The organism is Sphingomonas sp. BRN-1R, assembly GCF_057748035.1.
Genome location: NZ_CM173236.1, coordinates 1119004 through 1141494, shown reverse-complemented (window position 1 = coordinate 1141494; position 22491 = coordinate 1119004). Strand labels below are relative to the sequence as shown.

At 61.4% G+C, this 22491-nt stretch carries 19 protein-coding genes and 3 pseudogenes; 13 read left to right on the top strand and 9 right to left on the bottom strand.

Annotation, left to right across the window (positions count from 1 at the left end; genetic code table 11):
- Positions 1-5: 5 nt before the first annotated feature.
- A complete protein-coding gene (locus AC3ANX_RS05190) occupies positions 6-800 on the bottom strand; it encodes an IclR family transcriptional regulator (RefSeq protein WP_488335955.1) in 795 nt (264 codons plus the stop codon).
- 245 nt (positions 801-1045) lie between these two features.
- On the opposite strand from AC3ANX_RS05190, the gene AC3ANX_RS05185 reads away from it, so the two are divergent.
- From AC3ANX_RS05185 to AC3ANX_RS05165, 5 genes and pseudogenes are all read left to right on the top strand, one after another.
- Entirely contained in the window at positions 1046-2257 is a 1212-nt protein-coding gene (locus AC3ANX_RS05185) for an L-fuconate dehydratase (protein WP_488335954.1), read from the top strand.
- A complete protein-coding gene (locus tag AC3ANX_RS05180; protein ID WP_488335953.1) occupies positions 2254-2643 on the top strand; it encodes an SDR family oxidoreductase in 390 nt (129 codons plus the stop codon). The genes AC3ANX_RS05185 and AC3ANX_RS05180 overlap by 4 nt, the downstream gene beginning before the upstream one ends.
- A 23-nt stretch (positions 2644-2666) precedes the next feature.
- The gene (gene fucP, locus AC3ANX_RS05175; protein WP_488335952.1) at positions 2667-3959 is read left to right on the top strand and encodes an L-fucose:H+ symporter permease; all 1293 of its coding nucleotides are present in this window, start codon (positions 2667-2669) and stop codon (positions 3957-3959) included.
- Between the two features lie 3 nt (positions 3960-3962).
- Entirely contained in the window at positions 3963-4973 is a 1011-nt protein-coding gene (locus tag AC3ANX_RS05170) for a zinc-binding alcohol dehydrogenase family protein (RefSeq protein WP_488335951.1), read from the top strand.
- A 178-nt stretch (positions 4974-5151) separates the two neighbouring features.
- Positions 5152-5615: pseudogene (locus AC3ANX_RS05165) on the top strand (integrase core domain-containing protein); the annotation flags it as partial.
- A 138-nt stretch (positions 5616-5753) separates the two neighbouring features.
- Here the strand turns inward: AC3ANX_RS05165 and AC3ANX_RS05160 are convergent.
- The 3 genes from AC3ANX_RS05160 to AC3ANX_RS05150 are packed head-to-tail and all read right to left on the bottom strand — an operon-like array spanning position 5754 to position 9364.
- Positions 5754-7391 (bottom strand): alpha-L-fucosidase, encoded by a 1638-nt coding sequence (locus AC3ANX_RS05160; protein ID WP_488335950.1) that lies wholly within the window; start codon positions 7389-7391, stop codon positions 5754-5756.
- Between the two features lie 18 nt (positions 7392-7409).
- Positions 7410-8990 carry a family 43 glycosylhydrolase gene (locus tag AC3ANX_RS05155; protein ID WP_488335949.1) on the bottom strand — a complete coding sequence of 527 codons (1581 nt, stop codon included), beginning with the start codon at positions 8988-8990 and terminating at the stop codon, positions 7410-7412.
- Positions 8987-9364, bottom strand: coding sequence for an L-rhamnose mutarotase (locus AC3ANX_RS05150; protein ID WP_488335948.1), 378 nt, complete (start codon positions 9362-9364; stop codon positions 8987-8989). The genes AC3ANX_RS05155 and AC3ANX_RS05150 overlap by 4 nt, the downstream gene beginning before the upstream one ends.
- Before the next feature lie 160 nt (positions 9365-9524).
- On the opposite strand from AC3ANX_RS05150, the gene AC3ANX_RS05145 reads away from it, so the two are divergent.
- On the top strand, positions 9525-12389 hold the full coding sequence (locus tag AC3ANX_RS05145) for a TonB-dependent receptor (protein ID WP_488335947.1): 2865 nt from the start codon (positions 9525-9527) through the stop codon (positions 12387-12389).
- Positions 12390-12550: 161 nt separating this feature from the next.
- On the opposite strand, the pseudogene AC3ANX_RS05140 reads toward AC3ANX_RS05145, so the two are convergent.
- Positions 12551-12785, bottom strand: a pseudogene (locus AC3ANX_RS05140) (transposase); the annotation flags it as partial.
- A 99-nt stretch (positions 12786-12884) separates the two neighbouring features.
- Positions 12885-13831 (bottom strand): IS630 family transposase gene (locus AC3ANX_RS05135; protein ID WP_488334225.1). Its coding sequence is split into 2 segments (ribosomal slippage): positions 12885-13495 and positions 13495-13831, totalling 948 coding nucleotides; the frame shifts between segments, so codons are not numbered across the junction.
- 117 nt (positions 13832-13948) lie between these two features.
- On the opposite strand from AC3ANX_RS05135, the gene AC3ANX_RS05130 reads away from it, so the two are divergent.
- The 5 genes and pseudogenes from AC3ANX_RS05130 to AC3ANX_RS05110 all read left to right on the top strand — a co-directional run bounded on the left by AC3ANX_RS05130 (position 13949) and on the right by AC3ANX_RS05110 (position 18042).
- Positions 13949-14377 carry an AbiV family abortive infection protein gene (locus AC3ANX_RS05130; RefSeq protein ID WP_488335946.1) on the top strand — a complete coding sequence of 143 codons (429 nt, stop codon included), beginning with the start codon at positions 13949-13951 and terminating at the stop codon, positions 14375-14377.
- 24 nt (positions 14378-14401) lie between these two features.
- On the top strand, positions 14402-14806 hold the full coding sequence (locus tag AC3ANX_RS05125; RefSeq protein ID WP_488335945.1) for a hypothetical protein: 405 nt from the start codon (positions 14402-14404) through the stop codon (positions 14804-14806).
- Positions 14807-15183: 377 nt separating this feature from the next.
- Positions 15184-16806, top strand: a complete 1623-nt coding sequence (locus AC3ANX_RS05120; RefSeq protein WP_488335944.1) for a DUF6504 family protein — start codon at positions 15184-15186, stop codon at positions 16804-16806.
- Positions 16806-17591 (top strand): annotated as a pseudogene (locus AC3ANX_RS05115) (PHP domain-containing protein); the annotation flags it as partial. The gene AC3ANX_RS05120 and the pseudogene AC3ANX_RS05115, both read left to right, overlap by 1 nt.
- Positions 17587-18042 (top strand): OB-fold nucleic acid binding domain-containing protein, encoded by a 456-nt coding sequence (locus AC3ANX_RS05110; protein WP_488336890.1) that lies wholly within the window; start codon positions 17587-17589, stop codon positions 18040-18042. The pseudogene AC3ANX_RS05115 and the gene AC3ANX_RS05110, both read left to right, overlap by 5 nt.
- Positions 18043-18138: 96 nt before the next feature.
- Here the strand turns inward: AC3ANX_RS05110 and AC3ANX_RS05105 are convergent, their stop codons facing one another.
- Together AC3ANX_RS05105 and AC3ANX_RS05100 are read right to left on the bottom strand one after the other, a co-directional pair.
- A complete protein-coding gene (locus AC3ANX_RS05105; protein ID WP_488335943.1) occupies positions 18139-19086 on the bottom strand; it encodes an SDR family NAD(P)-dependent oxidoreductase in 948 nt (315 codons plus the stop codon).
- A gap of 14 nt (positions 19087-19100) precedes the next feature.
- Entirely contained in the window at positions 19101-20192 is a 1092-nt protein-coding gene (locus AC3ANX_RS05100) for an alpha/beta hydrolase family protein (RefSeq protein WP_488335942.1), read from the bottom strand.
- A gap of 239 nt (positions 20193-20431) precedes the next feature.
- Here AC3ANX_RS05100 and AC3ANX_RS05095 point away from each other — a divergent pair, with 239 nt between their 5' ends.
- Positions 20432-21334: an AraC family transcriptional regulator gene (locus AC3ANX_RS05095; protein WP_488335941.1), complete on the top strand. Its 903-nt coding sequence runs from the start codon at positions 20432-20434 to the stop codon at positions 21332-21334.
- Between the two features lie 44 nt (positions 21335-21378).
- Here AC3ANX_RS05095 and AC3ANX_RS05090 read toward each other — a convergent pair whose 3' ends face one another.
- On the bottom strand, positions 21379-21723 hold the full coding sequence (locus tag AC3ANX_RS05090; RefSeq protein WP_488335940.1) for an amidohydrolase family protein: 345 nt from the start codon (positions 21721-21723) through the stop codon (positions 21379-21381).
- Here AC3ANX_RS05090 and AC3ANX_RS05085 point away from each other — a divergent pair.
- Positions 21667-22239: a helix-turn-helix domain-containing protein gene (locus tag AC3ANX_RS05085; protein ID WP_488335939.1), complete on the top strand. Its 573-nt coding sequence runs from the start codon at positions 21667-21669 to the stop codon at positions 22237-22239. The two genes, AC3ANX_RS05090 and AC3ANX_RS05085, sit on opposite strands and share 57 nt — an antisense overlap.
- Positions 22240-22491 lie beyond the last annotated feature (252 nt).

Below are 22491 nucleotides of genomic sequence, written 5' to 3'. Positions count from 1 at the left end.
AGCGTTCAGCCCGTCCAGCCAAGGTCCCGACTGATCCGTCTCGCAGCCTCCCCCAGGTATGCCTGCGTCACTTCGATCCCAGCTGTTGCCGCATCATCGATCATCATCAGATATGGAACGGTAAGTGCCGCGAGAATGCGACCGTCAAAACCGAAAACTGGAAAACTAACGTCCGTGACGCCGCTGGTCCGCGCGCTAGACTGCCGCTCAAAGCCTTGCGTGCGTACGACGTCGAGGCGCTGGCGCAACTTCCGCTCCGACATGCTGAGCGGTCTAGGTAATTGCTGCAGTGCTGCTTCGCGCCTCCCTTCTTCAAGGAAAGCGAGCAGGACGTGCCCGGAACAGCTAGTCGCCAAGTCGATGGCCGCCCCCATTCGCATCGCGAATCCCGACGGCGCGCCACTTTCTTGTCGATGCACGACCAATCCAATCCCATCCGAATTAACGACAAGGTGGCAAGACTGGTTTGTCGCGTTCGCGAAGGTAAGCATCGCAGATTTAGCGACCTCCGCCAAGGTCTGCGCCGGTGTAGCTCGCTGCACCGAATCTAACGCGTGATATGTAACAGCGTAACGGTCACTCTCCATGTCTTTACGCAACCATCGGCGCCGTTCCATCACCATTATGATACGGAAGATTTCGCTGATTGAGCGGTGTAGCCGCTGGGCCATATCCTTGATCGTCAAGCCGTCTGGAAAATCTGAGAGCAGCTCGATTATGTCGAACCCCTTCTCCAGCGCGGGCGCGGTGTAAGCATGGTCGCCGTCGCGCTCGCTCGGACGCGCACCTTTGTCGGTCATTATTCCCGATACCGCACTGAACGGCGCGATGCAAATAGCAAACTGCTCAACTTTGCCCTTGCGTCGCCAACATTCTGATAATAGCTTTTGCATATGAAACTAGCGGGTTTGCCGATGCATACGATCTTACAAGTCCGTAGCGCGCCAATCGAAATCGGAGAGCGAACGCTTTGACGCAGATTATTGGACTCCGAGCGTTGGACCTACGGTTCCCAACTAGTGTGTCGCTGGACGGGTCGGATGCGATGAATCCCGATCCCGATTATTCGGCAGCCTACGTGATCCTCGACACAGACCAAGACGGTCTCGCGGGGCACGGCCTCACCTTTACGATCGGTCGTGGTAACGAGGTATGCGTAGCGGCGATCGAGGCGTTGCGCACTCTCGTTGTGGGGCTCGATTTAGAATGGATTACCACAGACGTCGGCCGGTTCTGGCGTCACATTACATCTGACAGCCAGTTGCGCTGGATCGGCCCGGATAAGGGAGCGATCCATCTTGCCACCGGTGCCGTGGTGAACGCGGTCTGGGATCTGTGGGCAAAGGCTGCGGGCAAACCTCTGTGGCGCTTGATCGTCGATATGACTCCGGAGGAGATCGTTCGCGCAATCGACTTCCGCTACCTTACCGACTGTATCACCCCTGACGAAGCGCTAGCACTCCTCGAGGCACAGGCAGAGGGCAAAGCGCTACGCATCGCTACGCTCGAAGCGGAAGGTTATCCCTGTTACACCACGTCGGCGGGATGGCTTGGATATCCGGATGACAAGCTGCGGCGGCTTGCTGAGGAGGCTGTAGCTGCTGGGTTCCACCATCTCAAGCTGAAGGTCGGCGTCAGCCTCGACGACGACATCCGGCGCCTGACGATCGCGCGTGAGGTGATCGGCCCCGATCGGCACCTGATGATCGACGCTAATCAAGTATGGGAGGTTGGACAAGCAATCGACTGGGTCAACGCGCTCGCCTGCGCTAAACCCTGGTTCATAGAGGAGCCCACCAGCCCGGACGATGTGCTCGGTCACGCCGCAATTCGCCGAGGTATCGGCGACGTGAAAGTCGCAACCGGCGAGATGTGCCAAAACCGAATTTTGTTCAAACAGTTCATCATGTCCGGGGCCATCGATGTGGTGCAGATCGACGCCTGTCGTATCGGCGGCGTCAACGAAATACTCGCCGTGTTGCTGATGGCGGCCAAATACGATCTTCCGGTTTGCCCGCACGCAGGGGGCGTTGGGCTGTGCGAGTATGTTCAGCATCTCTCCATGATTGATTATGTCGCGATTTCCGGCACGCGCGAAGGACGTGTGATTGAATACGTGGATCATCTCCACGAGCATTTCCTGGATCCGTGTCTGATCCGCAACGCGGCCTACATGCCGCCATCCCGACCGGGTTTTTCAATCGAGATGAAGCCCGACACGCTCGAACGCTACCGCTTCCGGACCATACCAGCATGAAAATGGGGCTTGATGGCAAGGTGGTGATCGTCACCGGCGGTGGTGCCGGCATCGGGGGTACCATCTCACGCGTGCTCGCCGAGGAGGGTGCGATTCCGGCGATTGTAGGTCGCAGTCCGCTTGCCGAGGATGGCGTGCGCGTGAACGCGGTGTTGCCCGCCGAGGTGATGACGCCGCTCTACCAGAACTGGCTGCAGAACTTCGCTGACCCAGAGGCACAGCTCGCCGAAATCACCAAGCGTATTCCCCTCGGCAAACGAATGACAAGCGATCGCGAGGTTGCGGACAGTGTTGTATTCCTACCTTCCGATCGCTCCTCGCACACGACGGGGCAATGGATCGTGCCTGATGGTGGCTACACGCATCTGGATCGCGCTTTGACCTAGACAACGACGGGGGAGGATTGCCAGTGCTAGTGGTAGGAGAGGCCGCGTCGGAGCGAGGCAGCACACGTGGTGGCTACGTCGCTGCGATCACTGTCACAGTCAGCCTGTTCTTCCTCTGGGGGCTGGCGAACAACCTGAACGATATTCTGATCGCGCAGTTCAAGAAAGCGTTCATCCTCAGCGACTTTGCTACCAGCTTTGTTCAGCAGGTGTTCTACCTGGGATATTTTCTGTTCGCGATCCCTGCCTCGCTGCTGCTTCGCGCGCGCGGCTATAAAGCCGGGATCGTAACCGGCCTCGCGTTGTACGCGGCAGGCGCCTTGCTGTTCTATCCGGCGGCAGCGTTTGGCCAGTATTTCTTGTTCCTGCTTGCCTTGTTCGTCATAGCTTCGGGCCTTGCATTCCTTGAAACGTCAGCGAATCCATTGATGACAGAGCTTGGCGACGCTGCAGGCGCAGCGCGGCGGCTCAACTGGGCGCAGGCGGCCAACCCGCTGGGCGCCATCACCGGCATCCTGATCGGGCGCAATTTCATCCTGTCGGGCATTCAGCATGACGATGTGACGTTGGCGGCGATGCCGGCGGCTGAGCGGCTGGCGTATTACCGGGCGGAGACGTTGGCAGTCCAAGCGCCTTATCTGGTCATCGCCCTGGTGGTGCTGGCGTTCGCGCTTGCGGCGACTGCGGTACGCTTCCCCGGGGTGGAGCGCGAGAAGGCGAGCGCACCCCGGCCGCGCTTCTCCGCCGTCTTCACCAAGCCGTGGCTTCTCGCCGCTGCTTTCGCACAATTCTGCTACGTCGGCGCGCAGGTCGGGCTGTGGAGCTTTACGATCCGCTATGCCGAGGCAAGCGTACCCGGCATTGGCGAGCGCGGCGCGGCCGATATGCTCTTCGCCTCGTTGGGGCTGTTCGCTGTCGGGCGCTTTGCCGGGACTGCGCTGATGGGACGGGTGCGTCCCGCGATCATGCTGCTTACCTTTGCTGTCTTCGCCATGGCGCTCGCCGTAATCGCCGCGTTGGTCGGCGGCACAATCGGGCTGTACGCACTGGTTGCAGCGAGCTTCTTCCTGTCTATTCAATTTCCGACTATTTTCGCGCTCGGTGTCGACGGCCTGGGACCGCTACGACAGGCGGGTGCGTCGCTCATCATCATGGCGATTATCGGCGGCGCGGCGCTGACCGCGGCGATGGGCTGGACCTCCGACCATAGCTCGATCGCGACGGCGATGTTGATTCCGGCAGCCGCGTTCGTCGTCATTGCCGCCTTCGCCTCTGGCGCATCGCGCCGCCCTGCCTTTTCAAACGGAACATTCTGAACCATGCACGTTGTCACTTGCCGCGAACCCGGCACGCTCACGCTCGAGACACGCGAAGCGCCTTCACCCCCGCCTGACGAGGTGTTGGTGCGCATTCGTCGCGTCGGCATGTGCGGCACCGATTACCACATCATGCGCGGCACCCAACCGTTCCTCAGCTATCCGCGTGTGATGGGGCACGAACTCGCCGGGACGGTCGAAATTGCCGATGCGGAAAGCAGTTTTGCGCCCGGCACGCCCGTGTGCATCATGCCTTACCTGTTCTGCGGTCACTGTATTGCCTGCTCGAAGGGCAAGACGAATTGCTGCACCAACATCCAGGTGCTGGGCGTTCACCGCGACGGCGGCCTGGCCGAACTGTTGGCGATCCCGCCGCGCTACCTGCTCGACACGACAGGGCTGACGCTCGATCAGGCGGCGATGGTCGAGTTTCTGTCAATCGGCTACCACGCGGTCGAGCGTGGCGGTAGCGGCGCAGAGGATCGAGTGCTGGTGGTCGGTGCGGGACCTATCGGCATGGCGGTGGCACTGTTCGCTGCGATGCGCGGCGCTGAGGTGACAATGCTTGATGGAAATGCCGCGCGCGCGGCGTTCTGCGTCGAGCGGCTCGGGGCAGCGCGCGCCGTGGCGCTCGATGCGGATACCGTCACGCGGCTCGCTGAGGTGAGCGGCGGCGCGTTCTTCGATGCGGTGTTCGACGCAACCGGCAACGCCGAGGCGATGCAGACCGGCTTCGACTATGTCGCGCACGGCGGCCGCTATGTGTTGGTGTCGGTCGTGTCGGCGGACATCACCTTCAATGATCCTGAGTTCCATAAGCGTGAGACCACTCTGCTCGGCAGCCGCAACGCGACCATGGCGGATTTCGCGGCGGTGATCGCGCTGATACGCCAAGGTCGCGTGCCAACCGGAGACATGCACACGCACAGCGCGCTTCTTGCCGATCTGCCGCAGGTGATCGGCGCCTGGATGTCGCCAAGCGCGGGTGTCATAAAGGCGATCGTAGAGATCTGATGCTTCTGTTGGCCATCAATTATCAAGATCCGTCTAGACTCGTGCGATGAGAATTTTAGCAAGCGGATACAGCAGCGCTCGACGGAGGCGCTGCATCGGTGTCTGGAGGCCGATTGTAGTCTCAAGATCAAGAACGATCGTGGGAAGTCTGCAGTAGCTGGCCCTTTAGCGCGCTACCCGCTGGTGTTCCGATGGACTCGAGATCGCCTGTAACAATGGCGAGAAGGTCGGGGTCGCCTTCCCACTCGACTGCTTTGATAGCGAGGCAACGGGGCGTGTGGCGAAGACAGCCGGGATCACCGCTGAGGACGTATAAAACCCGATGGTCGCCACCGTCGAGCACCGCTACGGGCAAGTGAACGGCGTGCCTGAACCGATCGAGTGGCTCACCGACAACGGCGGCTGCTACACTGCGCGCGACACCCGCAGCTTCGCTCGCAACATCGGCCTGGTGCCGCTTACGACCCGGTCTGCTCTCCACAATCGAACGCCATGGCATAGGCATTCGGCCGCACCCTCAAGCGTGACTATGTCCGGGTGAACTCAAGGCCAGATGCTCGAACCGTGATTGAGCAGCTGCCAGGCTGGATCGCTTATTATAACGAGGTGCATCCACACCGTGCTTTAGGCGATCGCCCCCCCCCCCGGCCAGTTCATCACAAAAACCCGCGAGGTTCCGTCAGGCCTTTAGGGGGGCAACAACACCCTTATAGCTCGCGAATGGCTGAGAGCCTGCAAACCTCGACAGCTGTGTGCGACAATCGTGAAGTATTCACTCGTTCATCCATGCATACGCGCATCGGTAGGCGTGATACGGATCACGTAAGCAGGCGCATCGACAAGATCAGATGGCAAGCCGACATTCACCGTATCCGACATTGTGCTAACGCGCAGCGCGCCGCTTCTGCCCAGGAGCTCAGCGCGCCCGATCTCGCCAGCGTTCAGCGCCGAAAGCCGAACAACGCGATCAGCCGGTAGCCCCAGAACGATGGCGTAAATCACGCCGCGCTTGCTCGTGTAGCGTATGTCCCGCGGCGTATAAGGCTGTTGGTTCTTTTCGCCGAACATGCCTTCGGCTGGTTGGGTTGGCCCTTCGCCAAAGATGCGCCACGGTCGCGTGTCGTAGATTGCCTCGCCGTTGATAGCGATCCAGTCGCCGATCTCATTCAAGATAGCATGCTCATCCTCATCAATGGTGCCGTCGGGACGGAGCGGCACATTGAGCATGAGAGATCCGTTTTTGGAGACCACGTCACACAGCAAGTGTACGACTGTTCGCGCGCTCTTGTAGCGGTGCTCGGCAAAGATGCGGTCATCATAAAACCAATCGCCTAGGCAGGTATCCGTCTGCCACGGGTGATCGACAATGCCTTGATGCGCGCCGCGCTCGACATCCTCAAGCACCGCTGAAGCTTTCGCGGCGGGCAGTTGCTTAGCCGTCACGGCCACCTCCATACGCCCGCCATGCCAGTCGAGGGAGCGATTGTAGTAGTATGCAGTGACGTCAAGCCCCGCCTGGCCGAGCGGCAGACTGCCGACATTGTCGAAATAGACAAGGTCAGGCCGGTAGGTGTCGATCAGATCTTTCGCCCGCGCGACCCAGCTGGCGGTGAAAGCTGGATTTTGCGCCGGTGCCTCCTCGGTCCAGACGCGATCGTGCTTCAGATGCCATTCCTTGGCAGCGTCAATGGTCGGGATCCCCTCCGGCATGACCAAGCTGCCGCCGGTATAAAGCTTTTGCGGATCGAGACCCTGCCAATCGCGCCCGTGACCATCTGCCTTGGTGAGCCGATAGGCATCATAGCGCACCCCTTTATTCGGCCCTTCCGGATCGTAACCATAAGCGGTTTGAAGCCAATGCCATGCATGCGATCCATGATTTGATACGCCAAACTTCATACCGCGCTGACGGACCAATTTTTCCCAAGTGCCGATGATGTCGCGCTTGGGCCCTATGCGAAGCGCGTTCCACTCGTGATTGCGCGAGGCGAACGTGTCAAAATTGTCGTGGTGGTTGGCAAGTGCCATGAAATAGCGTGCGCCCGCACGCTGGTAGAGGTCGAGCAGCTTCTCCGGCTGCCAACGCTCCGCCTTCCATTGGCCAATCATGTCGATGTAGCCGTGCCTCGACGGATGCCCCCAATCCTTCAGGTGGCGATCATAAAAAGGATCGCCTTGGATATACATCTTGCGGGCGTACCAATCGCCGGCTCGCCCTACGCTTTGGGGCCCCCAATGCGCCCAAATGCCGAATTTAGCGTCGCGAAGCCAGTCCGGCGGCCGATACCCGGCGACGAGTGACTCCCACGTGGCGTCATAGCGCCGTTGCGCTGATCCGGCAGCGCAAAGGGCCGGCAACGCGGATAGACCGGCCGCACCGGCTGCGCCGCCAACGAACGAGCGTCGTGAGATCAGCATGTGTGGTACCTTTCCGCGTCAAAGCGCCGTGAAAGTGAAGTTACGGAACATCGCAGCGCCCTGCCCGGCCGAATAAAGGCCTGGCGACAGCATAAGGAAACCGCCGCGCACATTATGGTGATAACCGGATACCTCCATGCCGCGGTCGAACCGATGCCATGTTTTCCCAGCGTCGCCAGAGGTGTGGAAGGAGACGATATGCTCGCGATTGGTCACACGCATTCGCATCCGCCGGCCGTGCGGATTAGCCGGTCGACCCCGCTCGATCCCGTACTGGTGCGTGACGAACCGCTTCTCGTCGAAGCCAAGGCCGCAATAGAGTTCGCGATCGTAGAACAGGATCAAGCCGGCAGTGCCGCCGGGCGCGATCTCGATGTCGCACTCGAACTGATAGGCGGTGTCACCCGCAACCAGCAGCAAGGGCGAAGAATCTTTTGGCGCGGTCCCGCTCGCCTTGAGCCGTAGCGCGCCACCGGCGACGCTGGCACGGGTCGCCTCCTGCGGGGCCGGCTTGAAGAACTTCCAGCGGGTACTCAGGGCGAGCGGACCATCGAAATCGTCCGATAACGCCAGTCCGTGGGGCACCGCGGCGCCGCCGCGCGGTTTGGCAAGCGGCACCGAAAGATCGCCGCCTTTCATGCGAAACCATCCGTCAGCCGTCCACTCGACGGGATCAAGCAGCAGCTGCCGCCCCAATGTCCAGAAACCATGCTGATAGCCATGATAGACTGACCACCAATCACCCGCTGGCCCCTCTACGAGCGTGGCGTGGCCACGCGACCACCAATGCTCTTCGTCTGAGCGGGTGTCGACGAGCGGGCTATTTGGACAATTTTCCCATGGTCCGTTGATCGAACGCGACCGAGCTGCGATGACCATGTGCCCCGTCGGCGGCCCGGCGGTGCCGCCAACCGCGGTGATCATGTAAAAATAGTCACCGCGGCGCACCAGCTTCGGCCCTTCGGGGCTGAAGCCTTCGACATCCCACTCATCGGGATAATGCCACGGATCATAAACATGCTCGGGCTTCCCGATTGTCGCGAGGCCGTCGTCGCGAAGCCGCACCCGATCACCGCCCGAAAGGAATAGCCAGCGACTGCCGTCCTCACCGACGACGTGCCCAGGGTCAATGTGATCGGGCAAGCCGAGATCGATTGGATCGCTCCATGGGCCGTTGATGCTGTCGCTCCAGATCACCCAATTCGCCCCCGGGTTGACGGTTGGGAAGTAGATGAAGAAGCGGCTGCCGTGACGGATCAGCTCCGGTGCCCAAACTGTACCCACATTGCGCGTCAGCGCGGCCGTGCGTGGCTGCCAATTCACCAGATCGCGGCTGTGCCAGATCAGCAATCCTGGATAAGAATCGAACGTTGAGAAAGTCATGTAGTAATCGGCGCCATCCCGCAGGATCGTGGGGTCGGGATGGTCGCCGGCCAGCACCGGATTGAGGAAGGTGCCGTTGCCAAGATCGGGAACACGCTGGTTATCTAGCCCGCGCCTCGCGCCCGGTGCTGGGGCGGCATGTGCATCGGCGGACTTCAGGGGCATCACCGCGCACAGCGCACCGAGTTGAAGACTTTGTCTGCGGGTAATCGTCATTGCGTCGCTTTCAGAGGCTGATCAGACAGTCGGTAAATGGAAACGGCGGGAACCCACTTGTCGCCTGCATCAGCCCAAGGGAGTGGCCGTTGAAACCGGCTCATCAGCGTTTCCCACGCGACGACATCCGGGTTGCTTCGATCAGCCGCAGCTTTTGCTACGAAATCAAAATTGGGGCCAACATCGATGACCATAACTAACCGGTTGCCTACAAGGAAGATCTCCATTTCGAGAATCCCGGCGGCGTGAATCGAACGGGTTACGGGCGTCGGGGGACCACCGGGCTTATGCCAATGCCGATAAGCCTCGATCGCGTCAGGATCGTCGGCAAGGTCAGCGATCAGGCAAAGGCGTTCAACCTTGGGCGCATTCATCCGCTCACCTCCTAATGCCTACAGCCGTCGTTTCTTTGTCTGCGACCGCAAGAATATCCTAGCACCTCACAGTAGGAAATCCACCAATAAAACTCATTTCCATATATGCGATCACGTTTGTATGATCGTCGGTAGACAAAAGCAGAAGCAGGAGGGTAGGATGACTGGGAAAGTGAACATTTTGCATGCGGGCACCTCCCGCCTTGCTGTGACCGCGGCGGTTGCGATCATGGCCACGCCCACAATCGTGGCTGCTCAGACCACGCCAAGCCCGGCATCAAGCGTGCCATCAGAGCCGGGCAGCAAAATCCAGCCCGACGATATCGTCGTGACCGGATTTCGCAGCAGCTTGGCACGCGCGCTCGACCAGAAACGCGACAGCTCTGCGTCTATAGATGTCATCGTCGCCGAAGATATTGCAAAATTTCCAGACAATAATCTGGCTGAATCGGTGCAGCGCATTCCGGGTGTGTCGATCGCGCGTGACGGCGGTGAAGGACGCCAGATATCCGTGCGTGGTCTGGGTGCTGACTTCACACGCGTTCGACTTAATGGAATGGAAGCAATCGCTACGACCGTTGGTGCAGTAGGCGGCATCAATCGCGGACGCGGCTTTGACTTTAACGTGTTCGCCTCGGAGTTGTTCAGCAGCATCGCCGTCCGCAAAACTCCCTCAGCCGAGGTCGACGAAGGCTCGCTTGGCGCAACCGTGGATCTTAGAAGCTCAAGACCGTTTGATTACAAAGGCGCAAAATTCGCCGTCTCTGCGCAAGGCCAATATACGGACATGCGCCAGCGGCTCGATCCGCGCGGAGCGCTTCTGTTCAGCGATCGCTTCCTAGATGGGCGGCTTGGCCTGCTTGTGTCAGCCGCCTATTCCGAGCGCCACACGCGACTTGAGGGTTCAAGCTCCGGGCAGTGGGATTTCGGCAGCGACAATGGCGGCTTCGGTGGATCAACCGCACCTGGCATAACTACCGCCTCGCTTAACTCTCCCGCCCTCTACACGCCGCGCTTCCCACGTTATGCCCTGACGCTGCTCAACGAGAAACGGCTGGGTCTTACCGGCTCTGTGCAGTTCCAAGCGACCCCGAGCACGCTGCTGACGTTCGACGCGATGTATGCGCGGCTCAACAATGACCGCCGCGAGCAGTATCTTGAGGCGATCTCCATCAGTCGCGCAGCCTCGCAAGGCGGCAAGCCGGAAATGACGCTCACGGATGGTTCGATCAGCAACAACCTGCTTCTGTACGGCAGATTCAACGGCACCGATCTGCGTGCCGAGGATTACATCACCACCAATCCAACCAAGTTTCAGCAGTACAATGCCGAGTTGAAACAGGATATCGGGGAGCGACTGCACGTGAGGCTTTATGGCGGCCTGTCTCAGTCTGTCCTCAATAATTTCGACACGACAGTCCAAATGGACCGACTAAATTCAAGCGGCTATTCGTTTGACTATCGAAAAGATCCCTATCACCCAACCCTGTCTTATGGCTTCGACGTGGCAAACCCGGCGAATTGGTATATCGGGCCGCTTGTGAATCCGGGCGCAGGGACGGTTCCCGGCTCAGCAGGGCTCGCCACTGGTCAGAACCAAGGACCAGAGATCCGGCTGCGCCCGATTGATGTCACCAACAAGTTCCGCACCGGCCAGGTCGACCTTAGCTATGATGTGCTCGATGGGCTGAAGTTTAAGGCGGGCGTGCAGTTCAAGCGTTTCTCGTTCGACAGCAAGGGCTATCGGATGGCGACAGAGCGCAATTTCGCTCAAATCCCCGGCGGGCACAGCGTTGCCGATCTGACCACCGTTTGCGATTGCATTCGATATCTCGACACCGGCGGATCGCCCACGACCTGGCTGTCACCCGACATCAACAAGTTCGCTTCAATTTACGGCATCTATAGCAACACCGGCTTTTTCCAGTTGCAAGGCGCAGAGAATGCCTCTGCACGCGGCGACATCCGCTCCGTGCTGGAACAAGATCGCAGCGTTTACGGCCAAATTGATTTTAAAGGCGAAATATTTGGCGTTCACGTTAATGGTGACGCTGGCATCCGCTTTGTTCACACGCGGCAAGCATCGACCGGATATTCCAACGTAGGTAGCGGTTATCAACAGATCACCATCGAACGCACCTATGACAACGCGCTGCCGGCGGCCAACCTCGCCGTCGACCTAACTGACAAGCTTTTATTACGACTGAGCGCGGCGAAGGTTATCACGCGCCCAGCATTGGGAAGCCTGACACCAGGCGGCTCTGTCAACGTCTCGGGCGGCGCGCGCACCGTGACATCGGGCAATCCACTCCTCGATCCGATCCGGGCCAAGACGGCAGACATAGCGATCGAGTGGTATTTCGCTCCGCAATCGCTGTTGTCGGTTGCCGGCTTCTACAAAGACATCGGCACCTACATTCAGACGCTGACTGCGATCCGTCCGTTCAACACTGCGGGCCTTCCCGACAGCGTATTGGCAGGCACCGGCGTCGCTGCAACTGACAGCTTCACCTTTTCGCAACCAGTGAACACTCCTGGGGGGAAGCTTAAAGGCTTTGAGGTCAATTACCAACAGCCGCTGCGCTTCTTGCCAAGTTTCCTGAATAGACTCGGCATCCTGCTAAACTATACGTACGTTGACTCCAACATTAACTATATCGTAAATGCGACAACTGGCCAGACAACTGACGCCGCGTTGATTGGTCTGTCCAAAAACGCCTATAATGCCACCTTGTATTATGAGGATAAAAACCTCTCAACACGCATCTCGGCCGCCTATCGAGACAATTACGTCCGGCAAGTTCCCGGACCGTATAACATCGATTTGCTCGCAACCAAGGGCACGCTCAACCTCGATGCGTCTCTATCGTACAACTTGAACGACCACGTTTCATTCACCGTCGACGCACTCAATCTTACCGACGAGGTTGATCAAACCTACATGCTGCGATCAGGAACGGAACTTGCTGAGGAGCTGCGTCAGTACGGTCGCAGCTTTATGTTCGGCGTGCGGTTCGCCATGTGATTGCGCCTTGTCGTCGTTGCGGGATGCCAACCTATGTCGCTGCGCTCGCAGCAATCGCGCCTTCCGCAGTGTAAGCGCGCTTAGGACTTGTTGACATAGTCGGTTAGCCGGAGCTTGGCGGCCGCGAGTGAGAGAAAGCCGAGGAAGGACAAGGCGGTTTTGTCGTAGCGGGTGGCGAGCATGGCATCCCATACACCCTGCTCGGCCCAACGCCGGAAGCGGACGTAGACCGAGTTCCACTTCCCGTAGCGCTCATGCATGTCACGCCAGGGCAGCCAACGCGCAACACATGCAGCATGCCGTTCAGAAACCGGCGATTGTCGTGCGATGAACGCGCTTTGCGGCCGCGTTCCGAGGCAGCAGTATTCCAGTGACGGACCATTCCTCGTCAGACACGTCTCCTCAACCCAATGCCGCCTCCAAAAGGCAGTCTTGAATCAGAGAGCACGCCGTTTGGGAATCCACTATGTCAACACAGCCTAGAGCGGTTTTCGATCAGTCTGCATCGTAGCCGCAGGCGGCGAAGTAGTTGGCACATTCCTGGGGCGAGTAGAGATCGAGGATGCGACCGATGGCGTTCCATAGGCCATGGACGGTCCGCTCGGCCGCTTTTCGCAGGTGCGCCTTCAGCTTGGAGAAGGCCTGCTCGATCGGGTTGAAGTCTGGGCTGTAGGGCGGGAGGAAGAGGAGCGTTGCGCCAACGCTTTCGATGGCGGCTCGCACGGCCGGCGCCTTGTGGCTCGACAGGTTGTCCATCACGACCACGTCACCGCGGCCGAGTTCCGGCACGAGCACGCGCGTGACGTAGGTGAGGAACGCATCGGCGTTCATTGGTCCGTCGAGCACCCAGGGTGCTACCATGCCCGTGCGGCGCAGGCCGGCGACGAAGGTCGTGGTCTTCCAATGTCCGAAGGGGATGCCGGCGCGCAAGCGCTGGCCCCGCCGGCAGCGACCATGGCGCCGCGCCATGTTGGTAGACGCCCAGGTCTCGTCGATGAAGACCAGCTTGTCGGGGTCGAGATCGAGCTGGCCCTCGAACCACTCCTCGCGACGCTTCAGGACGTCGGGACGATCTTGCTCCGTCGCGTGGCCGGTCTTTTTTTGCGCGTGATCCCGTGGCGGGCGAAGAAGCGCCAGAGCGTGGCGATGCTGACGCTCACGCCACGCTCGGCCAGCATCCCACGAAGCTCTGCCAGCGTCGGATCCGGCTGCTGCTCGATCGCCTCCAGAATGAAGGCGGCATGGTCCTCAATCTTGGGACTTCGGCGATCACCGCCCTGCGGCTTGGCCGCCGGCGTGCCATGAGCGAGCACCAGCTGTCGCCAGCGGATCGCGCTTGCCGCGCTGACGCCGAACCGCTCTGCCGCCTGCCGGCAAGACACCCCGCTTTCGACAGCAGCGATGACACGATCCCGAAGATCACGCGATAACGCTCGACCCATCCATCCCGGCCTCCTTCGCCAGCACGGATCGTGAATCAGAAAACGGGTGCCGTGTGAATCCCCAACGACTCAGCCCCGACGAAAACCGCTCTAGCTGCAGAGGGCGCACGGACCCTTTTGCAGGTACGCGCCGCAGCAGACATTGATGGCGAGCACACGGCCATGCTGGATACCATCAAGCAGCTCGCGTTTTACACTGATTGTCTGAATGACCAGCCGCACTGGACAATCCCCGAGGATGTGATCGAACCCAAGCTCGCGGAATTTATTCTCGGTGTGGCAAAGCTTCTCAACCGCGACGGCGTAACGAGCGTCCGCGAACTCGAACTTTGGATGAAGTTCGTCGCCCCTCATTTCAATATGTCGAAAATGGTGGATGCGCTTCTGCGCTTTCAGGCCGAGATGGTAGCCGAAGGCCTTACGGACATTACGGTCGCAATGATGGAGGCGTTTGTCCGAGGACAGCCGTTTGGCGCGCCCGGCGAGACTGCGCAGATGACCATCGCAACGCCCTTGACGCTCGAAACACTAGAAGAAAACATATAAGGAACATATGAGCCGATTCCCGCTATGTTACCCGATCCCGTTTCTGCCGATGTCCCCCGTGCGCGCACGCTCGACGAGATGCGCGCCACGGTAGGAAGCGTCGCTGCCACGGGAGCGCCTGTGCTGCCGTTCGGCATCGAGTCGCTTGATCGGCAGCTCGCCGCAGGCGGTATAGATGGCGGCGGATTGCATGACATTGCCGCGGCCTCGCCGACGCTGGGCGACGATGCTGCAGCATCGGTGTTTGTCACGGGTCTCGCGGCGCGCTTCGCCAGCAGCCCCGGCGCACAGGCTGCTTGGGCGCTGACCATTTCGATCTCTATGCGCCGGGGGTTCCGCAAGGTGGCCTTCGGTTCAAGCAGCTCCTCTATCTGGAGGGTAAGGACGATATCATGGCACTGGCGCTCGCCGAGGATGCGCTGCGTTTAGGCAGCTTCGCGGCGTCGTCGCCGAGGTGAAGGATAGCGCCAAGCTGCTTGACCAGGCCGCAACCCGCCGGCTCCAGCTCGCCGCCGCTGATGGCCGCACCCCGATGCTGCTCCTGCGGCGCTGGGCGCGAGCCAAGCGCGATCCGCTGGAGCGCCCGTCGGCCGCCATGACACGTTGGCGCATCGGCTGTGCGCCCTCGTGCCGCTGCCGGCGCCGGGCGTCGGACGCGGCTGCTGGACCGTGGAGCTGGCCCGCCAGCGCAACGGGCCATCCTTCTCTCTCGTGCTGGAGGCGTGCGATGCACAGGGTCGCCTCGCTCTACCTGCCGCAACTGCCGATCGAGCGATTGCGGCGGTTGGCGGCCTGGGGCACGCTGGGTGCGCGACGGTAGTCTGACCAAGGCGCAGATCGCCGATCAGGTCGCACAGCTTCCCGCGCATCAGCGCCCCGCCATGCGCGAGATGGGCCGACGGTCGAAGCATGCCGATCATCCCTTCAAGGCGATGCCCCCCGACGAGAGCGCGCGGGGCGCGCCGCCGATACGCATGCCAATGCCAGGATGGGACCGGCCGACCGTGCTGATCGAACGGATCGGCCAGCGCGAGGTCATCGCGTCGGCGTGTCCGGCCGCGCTTGCGCTGGGCCTTGGGCCGGGCATGACCGCCGCCCATGCACGGGCGCTGGTCGCCGATCTTGACGTGCGCGATGCCACGCCCGACGCCGACCGCGCCTGGCTCGATCGTCTGGCGCTGCACGCCGTCGCGCATTGGACCCCCATCACCTGTCCCTATGGCGCCGATGGCCTGTGGCTCGATCTCACCGGGACCATGCATCTGTTCGGCGGTGAAGACCATTTCTGCAGCAGGGTGCTGCACTTTCTCTCGCGGCTCGGCTTCACCGGCCGCATCGCCGTTGCCGGCACGCCGGGCGCTGCCCATGCGCTCGCTCGCTACGGTGGGAGGCAGGCCCTCTGTCTCGAGGCCGGCCGCGAGGCGGACGCGCTCATCAAATTGCCCGTCGCCGCGCTGCGCCTTGGCGACGAGGCGCTGATCTCGGCGGCGCGGTTCGGGCTGGAACGGATCGGCGATCTCCTCCGCATCGCGCGCGGTCCGCTCGCCCGCCGGCTCGGTCTGGCGACCGTGACTCGGCTCAACCAGACTTTGGGCCATGTCGCCGAGCCGGTGGTGCCCGTCGTGCCGTTCGAGGCGCCCGAGGTGACCCGGCGGCTGCTCGAACCGATCGGCACGCCGGAGAGCATCACTCAGGTCATCGGCGATCTGGTCGACGACCTGATCGTCATGCTCCAGCAGTGCGGCCTTGGCGGGCGCAACGCGACGTTGATCGCCGATCGGGTCGATGGCGCCGCCCAGCGCATCGCCATAGGCGCGAGCCGTGCCACTCGCGACGCCAAGCATCTGAAGCGCATGTTCGCACTGAAGCTCGACCGGGTCGAACCGGGCCTCGGCATCGAGGCAGTGCATCTGATCGTGCCGCACAGCGAGCTACTCGGCGCCAGCGCCTTCGGCTCGCTGGTGGCGCCGGGCGATAGTGCGCCGGATCTCGCGCCGGCAATCGATCAGCTTGTGGGCCGGGCCGGCGATGCCGCCGTCTTCCGCATGGCGCCGAACGAAGGCGACGTGCCCGAACGCGCGGTGCGGCGCGTCGACCCGCTCGCCGCGCCGGCTGATTGGCCGCTGTGGAAGCGGCCGGTCCGCGTCCTGCGGCCACCCGAGCGGCTTAGCCATGTCGTCGCCTTGCTGCCCGACCATCCGCCCCGGCGCTTCCAGTGGCGCGGCCGGCTCTATCGCGTCGTCGCGGGCGACGGTCCCGAGCGCGTCCATGGCGAATGGTGGCGGACCAACAAGGAACTGTGGGCGGTCCGCGACTATTTCCGGGTGGAGGTCGACACCGGCGAGCGCTTCTGGCTGTTCCGGCGCGGCGACGGCGTCGAGCCCGAGACGGGCGATCTCAGTTGGCGCATCCATGGGATGTTCGGCTGATGACCACCTATGTCGAACTGCAGGTGATGAGCCATTTCTCATTCCTGCGCGGCGCGAGTGCGCCCGAGGAACTGTTCGCCGCCGCGAGCCTGCTCGGCCATCGCGCGCTCGGCCTCGCCGATTGGGGATCGGTCGCCGGCGTCGTGCGCGGATGGGCCGGTCAGAAGGCGACCGAGGTCCGCATGATCGCCGGCGCCCGCATCGCGACGGCCGAAGGCCATGCGCTTTTGCTCTATCCGACCGATCGCCCTGCCTGGAGCCGACTGACCCGGCTCCTGTCGATCGGCAAGACGCGCGGCGGTAAGGGCCGCTGCCTGCTCGATTGGGCCGATGTCGTGAACCATGCCGATGGGCTGATCGCCATCCTGTTGGCCGATCTTCCCGACGATACGACCGCCGCGCAGCTCACCGACGTCGCCGCCGCTTTCGGCGCGCGCGGCTATTGCGCGCTGTCGCTGCGCCGCCGGCCCCACGATGCGATGCGGCTGCATGCGCTTGCCGCTCTGGCGGCCGAGCGCGGCGTGCGCGCGGTGGCGACGGGCGACGTCCTCTATCACAGCCCCGAGGCGCGGCCGCTGCAGGATGTCGTCACCGTGGTCCGCGAGCGGACCACGGTCGACGCGCTCGGCTATAAGCGTGAGCGGTTCATGGACCGGCATCTGAAGTCGCCGGCGGAGATGGAGCGCCGGTTCGCGGCCTTCCCGGACGCGATCCAAGCCAGCGCCGATATCGCGCACGCCTGCACCTTCGATCTTGGCGAGATCCAGTACCAATATCCGTATGAGTGGTCGAAGACTATCGGTCGCTGCAGCTCTCACGGCGCGGCCATCCGGTCAGCTTCCTGCGCCCACAGCTCGACGCCATGGGCATCGTGCGCTGCGCCGATCTCGCCACGATCCGCGACGGCCGCAACATCGAGGTCGCCGGCGTCATCCTCGTCCGCCAGCGGCCGGCTCGGTGCGGGGTGTTCTGTTCATCACGATCGAGGACGAGACCGGGATCGCCAACGGCATCCTCTGGCCCGACCGGTTCGAGATCTGCCGGCACCAGGTCATTTCGTCGTCAATGATTGCGATGCGCGGCCGCCTGCAGAAAGAGGGCGAGGTCATCCACGTCATCTGCGACCGCATCACCAACCATGACGACATGCTGCGCTCGACCGGGCGCACCGATTTCGCAGTCGCACCCGGTCGCGGCGATGGTGCGAGCCATGGCGGCGGCCCGGACCCCCCGTGATCCCGGCATTTCTCGAGGGCGGACGCTGACTTAGCCGCCGTTTGGGCAAGCGCCTGGGCAGGAGAAAATCCTGCCCATCCGGAGTCACGACTTTCACTAGCCGGCGTTCTGACCGCTTCCGGCGGCATCCAAGAGATCGCTCGATAGTCCGGTCATATGCGCGATCGATGTCCAAAGCTCGCGCTGAAAATCCTCCCTGTAGGAATCGCTTGAGGAGGCGATGAAGGCACCACCGGACATGTAGCGGCCGCCGGGAGCAGCTTCTGAACTCAACGTCAAAGAGACCAGCCGCCGAGCCGATTGCACCGGCGATTGCACATCCTTCTCCAAAAGAGGCAGAACGAACCGGCCCATGAGCTGGAAGAACCTTGGCCAGGTACGCGCAAGCCCTGTTCCCGGCATCATGCCCGGATTGAGCGTGTTCACCTTGATCGACGCCAGCCGTTCATCATCCGATGATTGCAGCAGCCGTTGCAGTTCATAAGCGCACAGCAGATTGCAGAGCTTGGAAAGGGCATACCGCCGCAGCCCGTTCGAGCGACCCTCGATGAAATCGTGCGCCGCCGCTTCCGCACTGACATACACAGGCGGTGGAATCTTAGTTTTGGCCTTTGGATCGTGAGTGCCGCTTGACACAAATGTGATCCGTCCATCACGCTGGAGGTCTGGCAGCAGCAGGCGAACCAGCAGATAGTGGCCGAGATGATTGACTGCAAAGGTCGTTTCAAAACCTTCTGCCGTCGTCTCAGGTTTTCCGACGTTCTGCATCCCTGCATTGCAGATGATCGCATGTAACGGCGGCAGATCCGCCGCCCAGAAAAGATCCGCGAAGCGCCGGATCGAGGCCTGGTCGGCGAGGTCGAGAGGAAGAAGTTTGGCAGTGCCGCCTGCCTGTTCGAGCTGCTCCACCGCCGTCTGACCGGACATTGGATTGCGACAGGCGATGACGATCGACAAGGCGGAATTGCGCGCGATCTCGCGTGCGGTTTCGAAACCGAGGCCGGCATTACCGCCAGTGACGATGACAGTGCGCTTTGACGACATGCCCATCTCCCTGATCACTTGCACTGGATCTTGCCGAGCGGATTGGCGCGCTCAGCAAATGCGGACGAAGCGGTCCGCCATGCTGGGTCGTCCGGATAGAGCTGTGTTCGAAGATAGGCCCACGAAAGCCGCTCGAGAACCGAAACGCGCTCCGGGCTTTCGTCGGTCGTTTCCGCCGCGTCATACTGAGCGACACCGCCATAGGAGTGCTTGGCACCATAAAGCGTGAGCAGGCATTTGGGACCAGGGCTCAGTGGATAGGCATCCGCTCTCCAAGTCAGACGCGGCGAGAACATCGGATTGACGTCCTGGTCCCCCGCAACCACCAACGCTGGAGCCGTCATCGTCGAGAAATTCACCTTCCTCGCGATGGGGAAGCCCTTCGCGATCGCCGGCCCGAGATCTTTGTCCCCACCGGGCGCGCCAATCATCACGACAGCCCGGACGCGTCGGTCGGTCAAATCGACTTCCTTGCCTGTCCCAGGGTCCGTGGGACGCATGCCCGCGAGCAACTGAACGGTGTGACCACCTGCAGAATGGCCAACCGCGGCCACATGTCCGGTGTCGATGCGACCTTTCAGTCCTGGAACCGCGCGGGCGATCTCGTCGAGGTGATCGAGGATGAAGCGCATGTCGAGGACCCGGGATCGCCAGGACGCCGCCATGGCCGGGCTGTCCGGAGGAAGCTGCAATGTCTTCGAATCGATGTGCGTCGGCTGGATCACGACGAACCCATGCGATGCGTAGAAGTCTGCGAGCGGCGCGTAGCCGTGCATCGATGACAGGAAATTCGAATGACCCAAGCCGTGCGAGAGGAGGATTACAGGCAGCTTGCTGCCCGTTGCCGGCGCAGAGACTTTCATCTGCAACGCCACGGGCCGTCCCGGGACATCCATCGTGACGGGCATCGCGGTAACAATCGGAACCGCTTCCGGCACCGGGATATAATCCGCATCCTTGACGACCTGAGCTGCTCCAGCCTTGGTGCCGCCTTGCGGCTGCGGGCCTTGTCCATTTGCCATTCCGCCAGCAGCAACAAGTCCGAGCAGCGCCCCACCGCGAAACAACGCAGGCCACCACGACTTCGTCATCCGGTACTTCGACATCAGACCTCCTGTCCTTAAAATGCCTCCACAGGATAGTCGAGAGGGGCAGGATTCTATGACGAGTTTGTCCGCATTTCTTTCGCGCCAGTCCAGAAAACGGCGACACGGCACACAAGCGAGGACCATTTGCGATCCCATTTCGCGCCGCGTCGGCTAATGCGTCACCATAAGCGGCATGGACAGGCCTTAACGGACTTTATAGACAGGAATGCCGCTTTTCTTTCGCAAAGATCCCACATTTGAGCGATCCGCTTGCCCAAATCGTCTCGCTTTTGCGCCCTACGGCACCCTATTCAAAAAGGGTCGGCGGCGCCGGCCGGTGGCGATTCCGACGGCCAGCTTCCGAACACCCTTACTTCTGCATCGTCATAGACGGCCAATGTCTTCTGAGCGACGGGCAGGGAAAAGAGCGGACTATCAGCGAAGGCGATTTTCTCCTCGCGCCTTCCGGTCATAGCTTCGAGATATCGAGCGCAGTCCCGCCAGCGATAGGGGAGCTGACTTCACCCCCCAATACCATGCCCGATGGCGAAATTCGCCATGGCGAGGTGGGAAGCCCGCCCGAGGTTCGCCTGCTGGTCGGGAATTGTGAGTTCGGCGCCCCTGACGCGCCCCTTCTGGCCTCGCTCCTGCCGAGCGTGATCCACATTCGCGGGGAAGAGCGACTTAAAACCCTCGTAACACTTGTGAGCGACGAAGCTCTTGCCCGGAGACCAGCACGCGACGTCATGCTGGAACGCTTACTGGAAGCCCTCTTCATTGAAGCGGTTAGGTCATCGGAGGGCCTATCGGAATCGCCTGGACTGATGCGCGGCCTCGCAGACCGACGTCTCGCCACCTGTATCCGGGCGATCCATGCTGTGCCCGGCAAGGAATGGACCGTCGAAGCTCTGGCACAGACTGCATCGCTCTCGCGATCTGCGTTCTATCAGCGCTTCCGCGACGCACTCGGCCGAACGCCAATGGAATATCTGCTAGCGTGGCGAATGGTGCTGGCGAAGCGGATGCTGCAGGAAGGTGCCCAAAGCATCGCTGAAATCGCCGACCAGCTTGGGTATAGTTCCGCTAGCGCATTCACAGCAGCATTCACCCGACATGTTGGCCACCCGCCTCGACGTTACGCTCGTGACCGGGCCGCATAGACGGGCTGTCCACCAGGTCTCTCGATCAGCTCCGCGAATGGACGTCATTTACTCGGTTGAACGAAACGGCCATCGTGCTTCGCGACGTCGCAAAGCATCGCATCGAGATCGGCTCTGGGGTAGAAATACCCCGCCCTCATCACACCAGCAATCCGGTGAAGGTTGTTCGCGGACGCCAGCGGGTTTGCATCGAGCAGGACGAGGTCAGCCGGCGCTCCAGGCATGACTCTTCCGAAGTCCGGCCAGCCGAAAAACCGCGCCCCGTTGATGGTTGTCATCTGCAGAATGTGCAGGGGCGGCACACCGGCGCGGGCGAGTTGGTCAAACTCCTGATGGAGCGCAAAGCCAGGAACCTCCCACGACCCGCTTTCATCGCTTCCCGAAAGCATCGGTACGCCGCTATCGTCGAAGAGCTTGGTTATCCGGAGTTGAAGACCGTACACGTCGTGCCACGCGCGCTGGGCCTGCTCGCGCGCGATGGGTGGTGCACGTTCGGGAGGGCGGTCGATCCTGGCGTCCTGGCCACCATCGAAGCGGATCTTGAACCCCGCTTCGCCGCAACGCCCACATGTCAGGGCGCGTTCTACGGCGAGCGGACCAAACGTTTTGGCGGCCTGCTGACGCGCGCGGCGGAAATGCGGCAGCTTGTCATGCACCCGCTCGTGATGAACCAAGAAACTGGCACGAGCTTCGGCCGCTGGCGGCAGCAGTTAAGCGTGGTCCTCGCGGTGCAGTGGCTCGCCGACGGCACGCCGATGCAGCGCGTGGCGGCCGATCTTGGGTATGAGAGCGTCCCGAACTTCGTTACGATGTTTAGAAGGTGTTCGGCACCCCGCCGGCGCAGTACATGGCGGAGCGACGGGCAGCGCCGATCGAGAGACTGGCCCGTTAGACATATTCACTAGCCTCAGGCTTTAACGGCGGTCGTTCAGCTGCCGCGGAAACCTTGCTTTGTATTGTAGGTTCGAATACGGTGCACGCAGTCGAACTGAGCCGCCAAGTGACGGTTTTCAGAGGAAAATCGACGAGGTATATTCCGAGGTATCGCGGGAAAAAGGTTCAACGAGAAGTACGGCAAATTAGCCGCTTAGCCGATCAGTTCGAATCCCTCCCGCTCCGCCACTTGGTCTTTGGACGAACCGCGACACCGAGGTCTC